Annotated in this window: 13 protein-coding genes and 1 other RNA gene; 3 read left to right on the plus strand and 11 right to left on the minus strand. The window is 45.6% G+C overall.

Annotation, left to right across the window (positions count from 1 at the left end; genetic code table 11):
- The first annotated feature begins 33 nt into the window (after window positions 1-33).
- The gene (locus tag ACN08Z_RS05925) at window positions 34-888 is read left to right on the plus strand and encodes a DUF4062 domain-containing protein (RefSeq protein WP_419103647.1); all 855 of its coding nucleotides are present in this window, start codon (window positions 34-36) and stop codon (window positions 886-888) included.
- Window positions 889-1296: 408 nt separating this feature from the next.
- Here ACN08Z_RS05925 and ssrA read toward each other — a convergent pair.
- The 11 genes from ssrA to ACN08Z_RS05980 form a co-directional block, all read right to left on the minus strand.
- Window positions 1297-1671, minus strand: a transfer-messenger RNA (tmRNA) gene (ssrA, locus tag ACN08Z_RS05930).
- A gap of 127 nt (window positions 1672-1798) precedes the next feature.
- Window positions 1799-2299, minus strand: coding sequence for a DUF4190 domain-containing protein (locus tag ACN08Z_RS05935; protein WP_419103648.1), 501 nt, complete (start codon window positions 2297-2299; stop codon window positions 1799-1801).
- A gap of 36 nt (window positions 2300-2335) precedes the next feature.
- The gene (gene smpB, locus ACN08Z_RS05940) at window positions 2336-2827 is read right to left on the minus strand and encodes an SsrA-binding protein SmpB (RefSeq protein ID WP_419101518.1); all 492 of its coding nucleotides are present in this window, start codon (window positions 2825-2827) and stop codon (window positions 2336-2338) included.
- Between the two features lie 15 nt (window positions 2828-2842).
- On the minus strand, window positions 2843-3955 hold the full coding sequence (gene prfB / locus ACN08Z_RS05945; protein ID WP_419103649.1) for a peptide chain release factor 2: 1113 nt from the start codon (window positions 3953-3955) through the stop codon (window positions 2843-2845).
- A gap of 42 nt (window positions 3956-3997) precedes the next feature.
- Entirely contained in the window at window positions 3998-4492 is a 495-nt protein-coding gene (locus ACN08Z_RS05950) for a pilus assembly protein TadG-related protein (RefSeq protein ID WP_419103650.1), read from the minus strand.
- Window positions 4471-4926: a hypothetical protein gene (locus tag ACN08Z_RS05955; RefSeq protein WP_419101521.1), complete on the minus strand. Its 456-nt coding sequence runs from the start codon at window positions 4924-4926 to the stop codon at window positions 4471-4473. The genes ACN08Z_RS05950 and ACN08Z_RS05955 overlap by 22 nt, the downstream gene beginning before the upstream one ends.
- Window positions 4927-4929: 3 nt before the next feature.
- Window positions 4930-5385 (minus strand): TadE/TadG family type IV pilus assembly protein, encoded by a 456-nt coding sequence (locus ACN08Z_RS05960; protein WP_419103651.1) that lies wholly within the window; start codon window positions 5383-5385, stop codon window positions 4930-4932.
- A gap of 16 nt (window positions 5386-5401) precedes the next feature.
- Window positions 5402-5608 carry a hypothetical protein gene (locus ACN08Z_RS05965; protein WP_419101523.1) on the minus strand — a complete coding sequence of 69 codons (207 nt, stop codon included), beginning with the start codon at window positions 5606-5608 and terminating at the stop codon, window positions 5402-5404.
- A 46-nt stretch (window positions 5609-5654) separates the two neighbouring features.
- Entirely contained in the window at window positions 5655-6584 is a 930-nt protein-coding gene (locus ACN08Z_RS05970) for a type II secretion system F family protein (RefSeq protein ID WP_419103652.1), read from the minus strand.
- Window positions 6581-7438: a type II secretion system F family protein gene (locus ACN08Z_RS05975; protein ID WP_419103653.1), complete on the minus strand. Its 858-nt coding sequence runs from the start codon at window positions 7436-7438 to the stop codon at window positions 6581-6583. Before ACN08Z_RS05975 ends, ACN08Z_RS05970 begins: the two co-directional genes overlap by 4 nt.
- A gap of 9 nt (window positions 7439-7447) precedes the next feature.
- A complete protein-coding gene (locus tag ACN08Z_RS05980) occupies window positions 7448-8692 on the minus strand; it encodes a CpaF family protein (protein WP_419101526.1) in 1245 nt (414 codons plus the stop codon).
- 772 nt (window positions 8693-9464) lie between these two features.
- Here ACN08Z_RS05980 and ACN08Z_RS05985 point away from each other — a divergent pair.
- Together ACN08Z_RS05985 and ACN08Z_RS05990 are read left to right on the plus strand one after the other, a co-directional pair.
- A complete protein-coding gene (locus tag ACN08Z_RS05985; RefSeq protein ID WP_419103654.1) occupies window positions 9465-10694 on the plus strand; it encodes a DNA cytosine methyltransferase in 1230 nt (409 codons plus the stop codon).
- A gap of 62 nt (window positions 10695-10756) precedes the next feature.
- A complete protein-coding gene (locus tag ACN08Z_RS05990; RefSeq protein WP_419103655.1) occupies window positions 10757-12334 on the plus strand; it encodes a hypothetical protein in 1578 nt (525 codons plus the stop codon).
- Window positions 12335-12536: the final 202 nt, after the last annotated feature.

A 12536-nucleotide genomic window follows, 5' to 3' on the forward strand; every position in this document is an offset into this window, starting at 1 on the left:
AAAGGCCACAAACGGAGTAAAGGACATGATGATATGAGTTTTAACGCTATTGTCTACCGCGTAGCGATTGCTTCGCCCTCAGATACTCGTGAGGCAAGGGATGCCGTTGAAAAAGCACTTTATTCGTGGAATACATCTAATTCGACGAGTAAGTCAGTTATGCTTTTCCCTTGGCGCTGGGAAACTTCTTCAGTATCTTTACTCGGAGTTCATCCTCAGGAACTCATCAACAAACAGGGAATAGACTCTGCAGACATTCTTATCGCCCTATTCGGCAGTAAGTTAGGTACCCCAACTCCTGAAGCTGTCTCCGGCACAGTCGAAGAAATTGAGAGGGCAGTGGATAGTGGGAAGCCTGTGCACCTATTTTTCTCTAAAGCTCTGCTACCGACAGATGTTGATACGAGACAGCTTGATGCTCTAAGGGAGTTCAAAAAGAAAATCCAGGAAAGGGGACTATATAAAGATTTTTCGACACTTGAAGAATTGACTTATGAAGTCTGGAGATCCATTGAATATGACCTTTCTAATTCGCTTTTACCTGATAAATCCTCATTTACAGTAGCTCCTCGCGGTGTTCAGATTAGAGTCCAGACACAAAGCGAACGTGTTCCAACAGGAAGCGACAGCAGAGGGAAGATTAAGTATGAGACAAAACGCTGGGTCGACGTTTATAATGATGGGGATGTTGACGCGTTAGAAGTCACTTTTACGACGCCAGAAGAATCCCAGGGTGTATTTCTTATGGCGCCAGAACGCCCCATAAAACTGCAGGCTCATACACATCGGAAGATTGATGTCTTCCTCACCATGTCTAGTAGCGATCCGCAGATTCTTGTGTCCTGGGTTGAAAATGGGGAGCGGTATGAAGAAATGTTCGACATCTAAAAATGGAGGATGCATTTTTACCGTAGAGCAACAAATTATGCTTCTCGGTAAATCCCACCGCATCGGCAGTAGAGATCCTTCCTCCTGCCGTCCCTACAGGTAGGCACAGCAAGGCTACCAAGCAGGATTGGAGAAGTTGGCGAGGACAGCATCAAGCGGACAAACCAGCTCTGGACAGGAGTCGAGGATTATGGTTATATAAGCTAAAATCTTCAGCCGATTGGTAATACTTACATCGGTAAGAACATCATGAATGGCGGCGATGAGACTAGCCTGCCCATGAAGATACTTCCACCTCCCCAACCACCGAGTCGCTCCCATGCACAAACCCCAGTATTTACAAGGCAGAACCCGACTTCGGGTATGAAAAAGATGCTGGCTTGGATTGTATCCAAACCAGCATCTAGTTGGTGGAGATGCGGGGAATCGAACCCCGGTCCGACGTGGCCTTGTCAGGGCTTCTCCGTGCGCAGTTTACGCTTCGGTGTTTTCGGCTTCGGTACTTGCGTAAACACATATACCGCCAAACCTATTCGTATAAAAGTCCTTCACTCCCCTACGACGAGGAAGTGAAGCAGTGGCCTTATAAAGCTGATACTAGAAACTCTGAGCTTAAGGCAAGCTCAGGCTAGCAGACTAGACTCGCGCTTAGGCAGCGAGTGCGAAGTCAGTGCGGTTATTAGTTTTTGCACTTATTTTTTGCAGCGGGTATTAACGAGTATCCGCTACATCCTCGGCACGCTTCACCTGTCTCAACTCACGTCGTCGAAACCGATCATCCCCAATATTCTTTTGTCAAAGAACTCCATGAAGTGAAAGTTATCTGCTGGTGTGAGCCTAAATCACACTACAGGACCATTCACTCATGGAAACACTATCCTACACTATAGGTTGAGTGTTTAGCAAAGGTTTAGGAGTTAGAAATTTCTACCTCAATACCTTTGGACTTTGAATCAGTGTAATCGGTGATGCACTGTTCTAGCTGGGTGGGGTTGTCTTGGTATTCTTTGCAGTGTTCTGCTGCTTCAAAACCAATGTTAATAGCCACACTCCAGAAGAATGCCATCACAATAGCAGCAAGAATAGAGAGCACACCCAAGATGATGCCGGCGATTGCTTTGCCACGTCCAGCCATGGGGTATGGCTTGAGCTTACGCAACGCCATAATACCTAGGATGAGGGCGATGAGGCCCAGTAGACCGCCGATGACGAGCCATCCGCTCAAGAAGCCGAGAATACCGAGAATTAGAGCGGCAAGTGACATTCCTTCGCCGGGTACTTTCTGCCCGGGCATAGGTGCGTACGCGTTAGGCTGAGGCATCTGGTATCCGCCTTGGGGTGCTTGGTTGTTGTACCCGTTGTGTGGGTTTTGCTCAGGCTGAGGGGTGTTGCCATAAGGATTTTCAGACATAATTGTTCTCCCGTTTTTTGTTATGTGTTTGTTCAGCTATCCGAGGTTTTTGTATCGCATAGCTCGACGTGCTTCGAGACTATCTTGTTTCTCTCGTAGCGCTTGACGTTTGTCGTACTCACGTTTACCGGTTGCTAACGCGATAGAGACTTTGACTTTGCCCTTTGTGAAGTAGAGTTTCAGTGGAATTACTGCATACCCTGTTTCACGAAGTTTTTGGTCAATTCTGTTGATTTCACTGCGGTGCATGAGGAGTTTTCGTCGCCGTTTCGCGGCGTGGTTCGTCCATGAGCCACGTCCGTATTCGGCAATGTTGACGCCTTCTAACCAGAGTTCGTTGCCGTACATCTGGCAGAAACCATCGACAATAGATGCTCCGCCGTCACGCAATGATTTCACTTCTGTACCTAACAATACAATGCCGGCTTCATAAGTATCAATGATGTTGTAGTTGTGTGTAGCTCGACGGTTTGAGGCAATGACATGGTTATTTGGGTCTGCCCCTGAGCTTTTCTTTTTCTTCGCCATCTAAATGTTCACCTCCTATCCTTCTGCGCGTTCGGTAGCGCGCCATCGAATACCCGCATCGATAAAGCCTTCTAACTTTCCATCGAATACGGCGCTGGGGTTACCTTCTTCGTAGTTTGTTCTGAGGTCTTTGACCATTTGGAAGGGGTTCAGAACGTAGGAGCGCATTTGGTCACCCCATGTTGCTTTGACGTCTCCTGCGAGTTCTTTCTTCTTTGCGTCTTCTTGTTCTTTTTTCAGTAACAAGAGTCGGGATTGAAGGACGCGTAAAGCTTCAGCTTTGTTTTGAAGCTGAGATTTCTCATTTTGCATGGAGACAACGATGCCCGTAGGGATATGAGTGAGGCGAACCGCTGAGTCTGTTGTGTTAACAGATTGCCCGCCTGGCCCAGAGCTACGGAATACATCAACCTTAATGTCGGAGTCGGGAATGTCAATATAGTCGGTTTGTTCGATGAGTGGAATAACTTCTACCGCGGCGAACGATGTTTGACGACGTCCTTGATGGTCAAATGGGGAGATGCGTACGAGCCGGTGTGTACCTGCTTCTACCGAGAGTTTGCCGTAGGCAAAGGGTGCTTGCACTTCGAATGTTGTTGATTTGATGCCGGCTTCTTCTGCGTAGGAGGTGTCGAGTATTTGGGTGGTAAACCCGTTTTTCTCAGCCCAGCGAAGGTACATTCGTTGAAGCATTTGAGCGAAGTCTGCTGCGTCTACTCCTCCTGCGCCGGAGCGAATTGTGACGACTGCTTCACGCTGGTCGTATTCGCCGGAGAGTAGCGTGACGACTTCGAGATCAGCAAGTTTTTGTTGAATATCTTCTAGCTCTGTTTGCGCGTCGTCAAGTATGGTTGGTTCGTCTTCTTCTTCAGCAAGTTCGACGAGGGCTTCGAGGTCGTCGATGCGTGAGTGAAGACGTTCTAGACGTTCTAGTTCAGATTGTTTATGTGATAATTGTGAGGTTACTTTTTGCGCTTTTTCTGGGGAGTCCCATAGGTCGGGCGCGCCTGCTGCTTCAGATAGCTCTGCGATAGAGTTTTTGAGCGCGTTAATATCGCTCACCTCGGCAATTGATGCGTAGGTTGAGCGTAATGTTTTAATCTCTGCAGAAAAATCTAATGAAGCCATGACTCTTAAGCCTAACTGAAAAACAATAATTCTGCTGTATGTTTACTGTTCTAGACGGCTACGAGCAGAACTTGTTGCGCTTATTTCTACTCCTTCAGGGACGACAACGCTCACAAGAGGGAGTTTAACCCGCGCACGCAGGGTCACAAGGGCGGTCTCGGGTGTAGATGCTCCTGTTGGTGAGGAGAGTATCAAGGCCTCAAATTGTGTGTATGCAGAACTTTCTCGAAGAAAATTTTGTGCGCTCTCTTGCACAGAGGCGTCGTTCAGAAGGACTCGAGGTTTTAGCCCGCCACGATGTAACGCTCTAATTTCTTGTGCAGCGGCAGAGCTAGTGCGGTCCGCAAGAACTTGCAATTTTTTATGTTCTACATATACGGCGCTAATTCCAGCAGTAACAGAGGCAATGAGTAGAAGGACTAGACATAACCCAATCAGCAAGAGCATGATACTCCCCTGCTCTTGTTCCTTATGTGCGGGTGTAGAGAGGCTAATGGCATCGTGTGGTTTTCTTATCAACGGTATTTTCCTATCCATACAGAGCTTGTGGAATTCATCGTTGCAATAGAACCAACATCAAGTAAGGGCATCAAAGGTAGTTGGACGTCCACACTAGCTGTTACATCAATCCGTTGTTGGCTGTGGCAATCATTCACACAACTTAGTTGAAAATGTATTTGTTCACCGTTGAGGTTATAGTCTTTCCCTACAAGTTCTGCAATATTGCGTAAGGCTCTAGGGTTGAGCTCTTTTCCACCTGCATCATGAATGGTCTGCCCCAGTTGTGCAGAGATGGAAGAGGCTGCTAGAGCACCAGAATGTAGGGTAAAGACGGTGAGAAGAAAATAGACGGTAGGGATAAAGAGCATGACGCTTAATCCCACGAATTCGATCAAGGCGTTGCCGTCTTCTCTTGTGTTCTTTTGAATGAACTTTGTGATGATGGCTTTAAGGCAAGAAGATGCGTTCATCTTTTATGTTCCTTCTGGTGTAGGAACTATTGCGTGTGCCGCTACATCAATACCGTGTTCAAACCCGAAAGGTCCTACGACCGGTAGGGCACCATGCACACGAATTTCGAGAGTCTGATACCCATCTACCGTAACGAGTTGATAACTCACCTCTGATGAGTAAACGGCTGGAAGTTCAGAGGCGATGATGTCTCGTGTGCGTTGTGCACCGTCAGAGTAGTTACGGTCGAGGAGGGCGCCATATCGTGCACCTGTTGAGGCAGCATCAATCAAAATATTGCGAGTATAAATCGCAAAGGTTATTTGCAATACCAGCGCAAAGAACAAGACAGCAAGAGCACTGACCATCACAAATTCTGCGGTAGCGTTACCATCTTCTGCAGTGTTGCGTATTTTTTCTTTGGACAAAGGATGCTGCCTCAACGGGGTGTGAAAGAATCTGAGTTCTTTTGTGCTCATCAGCTTAAGCTCACGCTTACTGACCAATCATTCCGATAGCGTTATTGAACATGTTCAGCAACGCATCTTTTGCGACGACGAGCAGCGCAGCAACAAGGATTGCGGTCATCATCGTAATCATCACCCAGCCGGGGACGTCTCCACGTTCTTCTTCTGTTTTAGCTTGTAAAGTCCAGATAAATGCGGTAACGGTGGCAAGAATTTTTTGGATAAGCTCTTTCATGAGTGTTCTCCTTAGGTAGTTTTTTGGTCGTAGAGACCCGTGTTTTTTAGAAGTTGAGGTTGATAAGCGATAGTCCTGGGAAAATCGCGAAAACAACCGTCAATGGCAAAATGAAGAAAATAATGGGTGCCATCATGGCAATCTCTTTTTTTCCTGCAATTTCCATTAACTCTCTTTTTGCGTTGTCGCGTACGTCTTGTGCTTGTGCTCGAAGAACATCAGCCAGTGGTGTTCCTCGTTCAATGGCGACGACGATACCGTCCACAAAACGTGATAGCGGTGGTAAAGAAGTACGCTGCGAAAAATCTTGAAGGGCGTTCACGAGGCTGTCTCCTGAGCGCATTTGGGAGAGAATCTTTTGGAACTCTGTCGCAAGTTCACCAGAAGAACAGTTGCAGACTCGTTCGATGGCGCCGAGGGCTGATTCTCCTGCGGTAACCGATAGTGCCATGAGTTCGGCAAGGGCTGGGAACTCTGCAATCATTTGGGATTCTCGCTGTTTGATGTTTTGAGTCAGCCACCAATCTCTTGCAAGGAATCCGGTGATGGCGCAAAAGATGGAGAGCAAGAAGGCTGCGATAAAGTCTATATTTCCTCGTAATGCACCCGTACCAAAGATGAGTATGCTCAATAAAAGTGCCGTAGTTGCCCATACGAGTTGTTCAGCTCTAAAGGTTGTGACGTCCATTGAGCTGCCACTGTGGATAAGGCGTTTTTGTAAGGCTACGCTGTTGGCGGTTGACGAGTTGAAACGTTGCTGTATGGATTGGGATATGGGTCGGATGAGTTCAACGCTGCCGCTGATGAGCCCTAGATGTTGGTTTCTCGCGTGGAGGTGCTGGGTTTTCATCTCGATGGCTTTGAGTTGCGGGGCGATACGATCACTAAAGTCTGTTGTGTGCCCTCGATAGAGTGCATCTCCTACGAGCCAAAGGCCGGCGGCTAAGATCAGGCTGAGTATGAGGAGGATGCTCATACGAGGACTCTTTTCTCTTCGGGTAGCTCGCCAAGTTTGAGCATAAGACGGTAGGCAATAATTGAGATGATGAGCCCACTAAGCATGACCATAAATCCAGAAAAGCTATTGTAAATATGGACGGTTCCTGGTTGGGTTGCCATGAGGCAGAGTACGACCCAGGGTGCTGCGACAGCAAGTTTTGCGGCGTTGATGGTCCATGACTGTCGGGCTTCAAGTTCGGATCGGGTTCGGGCGTTTTCTCGTAAGAATTCGCTGAGGGTTCCCAATAGTTTTCCGAGGTCAGTGCCTCCAACTTCTCGTGTTACTTTGAGCGCTTCGACGATGTTATCTGCGGTGGGGTCTGAGAGCCGTTCTTTGAGTCGGTTAAGGGATGCAACGAACTCGCCAGTAGAACGATAGTCAGCAGAGAATTGTTCGAAAGCTGGTCGGAGTTCTTCTGGTCCACGGTATTGGAGTTGCATCAGAGCCTCTGGCAGGGAGAGTCCTGCACGGATGGCAGAGCGTAGATGGTCTACGACGTCGGGCCAGAGTTCTCGCATGAGAGCTACACGTTTCTTTGCTCGCTGACGAATCATCATCCATGGTGCTATACATCCTAGGCAGGTGCTCAATAGTGCAAGGTTATATAGTGCAGTCAGCGCAAAAATCACAAGCCCCAGAAACAGTGCAAAGCATATGCTAATAAGGTAGAACATTTTTGCGGAGACTCGGTGTACGTCTGCTTGGTGAAGTAAAAGTCTTATTTTTGAGTCAAAAGTATTTTTTCGTGGTTCTTTGGCTGGTTGTTCCCAACAGGATAGCCAGATGAGGAATACCCCAATGCCTAAGGTCAAACCCAAAATAATGTTCATGAGACTCCCCTAGCTTTGCCCTAGTACGTTCTCAAAGGTGTAACCCTGTTGAGCAAACTTTTCTGCTGCAGGTAGTTCAGATGCGTATAAGGTGAAGTCTTCTCCGTCTCGTTTAAAAATAGTGCTTGTTTCGATAATCCCGTTTTCTACGCGGTTTCCTAGCGCAATGATTTCTTGAACGTGGCGTTGACCGCGACGTGTTCTTGTGCAGTGCACAACGAGGTCGAAGCAGGATGCAACGGTTGGAACCACAAATTGCGAGGAGATATTTTCGCCTGCAAGAAGGGGTAGAGTGCACATTTTGGTGACGGCATCTCGTGCAGAATTAGCGTGGATGGTGCACATACCTGGTAGACCAGAGTTTAGCGCGATAAGCATGTCGAGGGATTCTGCTTCACGGACCTCTCCGATGAGTAGCCGGTCAGGGCGCATACGTAGCGCTTCTTTGACGAGCCTACGTAGGTGTATTTCGCCTTTTCCTTCGAGGTTGGCTTGCCGACATTGCATGCCAACGACGTCTCGTAGTGGGACGTTGAGTTCAAAGATTTCTTCGCAGGTGATGACGCGTTCTCGTGCTCCAATGCTTGAGCAAAGACAGTTAAGCATGGTTGTTTTCCCTGCTTGCGTTGCACCGGAGACGAGAATGTTCAGTCCGCTGGCGACAGCCGCATCGAGGAATCGAGCGGCAGCGGCGTTCAATGACCCTAAACGGACGAGGTCGTTGAGGCTTCTAGCGCGCGCAATAAATTTTCGGATGTTGACGTTCCAATGTTTCTTGGTGATGTCGGGGATGACCACGTGCAGGCGGCTACCGTCGGGCAATGAGGCATCGACGAAGGGTGTGCTGAGGTCTAGCCTGCGTCCAGATATTTTGAGCATGCGTTCTACGAGAGAGCGGATTTGTTCACTATTGAGTGTTATTCCGGTTAGTTCAGATTCGCCTGCTCGAGCAACAAAAATTTCGCTGGGAGAGTTAATCCAGATTTCTTCGACGCTGGGGTCTTCAAGGTATGGCTGTAGCGCACCAAAACCACAGATTTGGTGGATGAGCCATTGTCGTGCGTTGGTCAAGTCTTCAATGCGTGGGAGGGTTCCACGAACCATGCGTGTTTCGTAAGCGTTGAGAGCTTGATCGATGAGTTGATGCGCTTGTTGGGTGTTGTTGAGAGGGTCAATTCCGCTTTCACGGATGAGCTCTCGAACATCGTCTTCAAGGATTTGATGCCCTGAGTTGCGTTGTTGTGTTAGGTGCATGGTTTTCTTTGCGTTTGTATGGCAGTGGTTAGCCTAAACATCAGTTCAGACATAAAAAATCTAAATCTACAACATTTTTATTTCAACTAAATATTATTTTTGTGGATAAGTTGAAGACTTTTGGACACCTTGGAGCACATGTTTTCACCCAAATGACCCACTAATTTTCACTAAACATTTAACGAAAGTGCTAGTCAAGAGTTCTTTCAAGAAATAAACATGTTAAGTTGTCTACAGAAGACCCCACAAGAAGTAATAAAACGTTATCCCTTGCCATAACGCAAACATGCGGGTAACCTGCCCGAGGTTACCCGCACGAATCATCTACCACAAGATGAGAATTATTGGTTAGGAGTCGAGACTCTCACCGCGCATAATCTTCACGATATCTCTTACAGTATTTATAAATAATGAAACCAGTTAGTTTATTTTAAAATAAATTTATACTGCATTTTATGCAACAGTGGCGCTGTTTCAGTCTGTTTCACTTCACCCAGTGCGGATTTCTCGTTTTTCAGGAGGAAATTGCCGTGCCTTTCACTGGAAGATACATCCACCGCTATCTTTTCACAGTTGATGCTTCAACTGACAGGTTTCATCTTCTAATTTACTTAGTTACTTTTGGTATGGGAACTGTCACTCAACTGATATGACGCCGCGCCGAGGCAGGTGGTTCCAATAGACAAAAAGTCTCGGTAGATTTATAGAAGTTACTGACAGAAAAGAGCAAAGCGCTCCTCAAAACTTTTATGAAAGTGTAGAAAATCGCATAATGAGTAGGCAATATAACGTTATCTCGTTCTTTGCAGGAGTTGGAGGAATCGATTTAGGTTTCGAGCAGTCAGGTTCATTCGCCACCGTATATGCAAATGAATTTGACAAGGATGCTCAAGAAACCTTTGCTGCTAATTTCTCACCGAAACTCCTCGACCGACGAGATATTCGCGAAGTAGACCCACAGAAAGGACTGCTGGGAGAGGTACAGGCAGATGTCCTCCTTGCAGGATTTCCTTGTCAGGCATTCTCTATTGCAGGTTATCGTAAGGGATTCAAAGATGACCGTGGAGATCTTTTCTTCGAAACTATGAGAATCGTGTCAGAGAAACAACCAGCAGTTGTATTCCTCGAAAATGTTAAAAATCTAATTCCTCACGATGGCGGCAATACATTCAAGGTTATTCGCGAATTCTTAGTTCATATGGGATATCACATTAAATGGGCTGTTCTAAATGCCAAAGATTACGGAAATCTACCACAAAATCGTGAACGTATTTACATCGTAGGCTTTAAAGATCCAAAAGCGTACGCACAGTTCAAGTTCCCAGAAGAAATTGAATGTAAAACGACTCTTCGTGATGTCATAGATTTTGCAGCTTCGCCCGATGAACGCTACTACTATCGCAAAAATAAACAAAGTTTCTATGACCAGCTAGAAGAAAAAATTACTTCACAAGACACTGTTTATCAGTGGCGCAGGCAGTATGTACGTGAAAACAAATCCGGTGTAGTCCCAACCTTGACTGCGAACATGGGAACTGGCGGGCATAATGTTCCGTTGATTCTTACAGATAATAAAGAAATCAGAAAGCTTACTCCCCGTGAAACGTTCAATGTTCAGGGGTATCCAGAAGATTTCATTCTACCGGCAAAGATAGCAAATACGCAGCTTTACAAACAAGCAGGTAATTCTGTAGCAGTACCAGTAATTCGCCGTATTGCAGAACAGATTAATGTTGCGCTTAAAGGTACTAAGATAGATGCCCCGTTACCTAAAGTTAAGAATTTATTCGCAGTTATCTTTACTCATATGGAAGGTACAATGGTCGGTGAATCTTATCCAGTAGCCTTCTTTAACTCTTCCGAGGGAAGAAACAAGTGGGTCAAGGAGTATTTGTCAGGTAACCAACAAGAGTTCGCTGAAGTCCCAATATATAATAATGATGATTTCTACCGTTCCGTAAAACGTAGAAGTGAAGATTCGTTCTTATCCCTTATCGGATAGCACATGGCAGTAGAAAGCTGGATGTTGTTCACTTCTACCACCGATGAAAGCGTGAAGTAGCTGTGTCTTACCCAGTTTGGGATTCTTATCCACATGAAAATCGTAATCGCTATATTCGTGCAATTACGGCTTTCGCAACGTTAACACCGCTGTTCAAGCAAAAAGCTAGTAACGTGGGGTTATCCCCTGATAAACCTTTCGGCGATACATCAACGATGGAGCCATTTATACTTTCAAAGTACCAAGAATCTGCTTTTGCACGTTTTATTGGGGGAAAAGTAGTTGACACAGGTAACATCCCCTACGATATCCAGCTAACGAACCCCGGTACGGGACAAGAAGATCTCGTTGGTATTAAAACGTTCCTTCAGAGTTCTTCAGGATACCAAAAGGTTATGCAGTTCAAAGCTGAAGCAATGGAACAGGGTTGGACAGATCTCCTGAGATTTCAACTTACCCCAGCCTCAGTCGGAAAAAATAATTTATTGGAGTTAGTCAGACAAATTAGTTTGAGCCGAAATCTCAAATTACTTTCAGCACAAAACAATCTACTTGGTGTCTCCCCTGACAATACAGTGCAATCAAAGCTAGGGGAAAGTTTCTACCATTACCTGACCCCACGCAAAGGTGGATTGGTTAATATTTGCGAAACTACGTACGACGCGATTAAAATTGAAAATTTAAGGATTACAGGTACAACGGAGACTCGAGGATCTAACGGGTCTGAAAAAATTATCAAGACTGTATCCTTTACAGACGGTTATAAAAACTACAAATATAACGTTTCAGACTCCACTCTTTTCATGGAGTTTAACCATCGTCAGTCTTTTTCTGATGGTGGTGATATTCTTGGCACATTTGATGTTCCATATTTGCGAGATCCTTATACTGCGATTCTATCGTTGCTTGGCACTCCTGAGAAACAAGCTGCTCCTTTTCCCATGGAGAGTTTACTCATAGAGCAAGAATGCGACGGTTTAGAGGTAAAGGGGAGAACTTCACTTCCAGATAAAAAAGATTGTGTTGTGTTCCCACTAATTGCTGTGAAAGATAACAAAAGATACAGTATCAAGGCAGGGGACGTTTTCCCACGATCTCACATTAACCTAATGTTTTCAAACCCTAAAAATACAAATATAAAAGCTACACCGGGAAATACAGGCAGACCTGTTAATGAAGTTGAAATTCAGATCCGTGAACCCAATAAATTCCATAAAAAATATCCGGATTTTTTCGGATACAACGACGAAAATAAGCCGTTAAGCGCGGTTAATGGTAAAATCAGCATCTACGACAAAGATCATATAGAACAGCGTACATTCGATATGTATTTTGGTAATGCTACTCTGCCGTTCAGGTGCTATCTATATGGAGATAATCTTAAAAATATTTCAAGCCAGGGAAATATGACAATTATTGGTAAGTGGATTCGTGAGGATGTTTTACAGGTACCGCCTAGTCGCCCTGTAACCCGTGAAGACCTTGATAAAATAGGTCTAAATGGATACCGACTTACAAGAATTGGAAACCGAAAGGTAAAGCTCGAGGTTATCAAAATAACTACGGCCGATTTACCATATCTTTGGGGCGTTGCTCCATCCAGGTTGGCCGAGCTCATCGATATTCCAGACCCCGACTAGCTAGGTCTTTTGAATAAAAAAGTATGGTGGTACTAAATAACTATTATCTACCACATTATTTTTATCTATTACGGGGTTTATACGTATAACGAGCCATACAAGTTTAGTTTTATTTCTACGATACAAATATATGATTCGTGCGGGTAACCGCTGGGGGGTTGCCCGCACGAATAAACTAACCCAAGATTAGAATTATTGGTTA

It is taken from the genome of Rothia sp. P7181 (assembly GCF_048513015.1).
In the GTDB taxonomy this organism is placed as follows: Bacteria; Actinomycetota; Actinomycetes; order Actinomycetales; family Micrococcaceae; genus Rothia.

What these genes read in the sequence shown, in the direction of transcription:
- ACN08Z_RS05925 (WP_419103647.1), top strand. Translation starts at nt 34, where the DNA reads ATGAGTTTTAACGCTATTGTCTACCGCGTAGCGATTGCTTCGCCCTCA.
- ACN08Z_RS05935 (WP_419103648.1), bottom strand. Translation starts at nt 2,299, where the DNA reads ATGTCTGAAAATCCTTATGGCAACACCCCTCAGCCTGAGCAAAACCCA.
- smpB (WP_419101518.1), bottom strand. Translation starts at nt 2,827, where the DNA reads ATGGCGAAGAAAAAGAAAAGCTCAGGGGCAGACCCAAATAACCATGTC.
- prfB (WP_419103649.1), bottom strand. Translation starts at nt 3,955, where the DNA reads ATGGCTTCATTAGATTTTTCTGCAGAGATTAAAACATTACGCTCAACC.
- ACN08Z_RS05950 (WP_419103650.1), bottom strand. Translation starts at nt 4,492, where the DNA reads ATGGATAGGAAAATACCGTTGATAAGAAAACCACACGATGCCATTAGC.
- ACN08Z_RS05955 (WP_419101521.1), bottom strand. Translation starts at nt 4,926, where the DNA reads ATGAACGCATCTTCTTGCCTTAAAGCCATCATCACAAAGTTCATTCAA.
- ACN08Z_RS05960 (WP_419103651.1), bottom strand. Translation starts at nt 5,385, where the DNA reads ATGAGCACAAAAGAACTCAGATTCTTTCACACCCCGTTGAGGCAGCAT.
- ACN08Z_RS05965 (WP_419101523.1), bottom strand. Translation starts at nt 5,608, where the DNA reads ATGAAAGAGCTTATCCAAAAAATTCTTGCCACCGTTACCGCATTTATC.
- ACN08Z_RS05970 (WP_419103652.1), bottom strand. Translation starts at nt 6,584, where the DNA reads ATGAGCATCCTCCTCATACTCAGCCTGATCTTAGCCGCCGGCCTTTGG.
- ACN08Z_RS05975 (WP_419103653.1), bottom strand. Translation starts at nt 7,438, where the DNA reads ATGAACATTATTTTGGGTTTGACCTTAGGCATTGGGGTATTCCTCATC.
- ACN08Z_RS05980 (WP_419101526.1), bottom strand. Translation starts at nt 8,692, where the DNA reads ATGCACCTAACACAACAACGCAACTCAGGGCATCAAATCCTTGAAGAC.
- ACN08Z_RS05985 (WP_419103654.1), top strand. Translation starts at nt 9,465, where the DNA reads ATGAGTAGGCAATATAACGTTATCTCGTTCTTTGCAGGAGTTGGAGGA.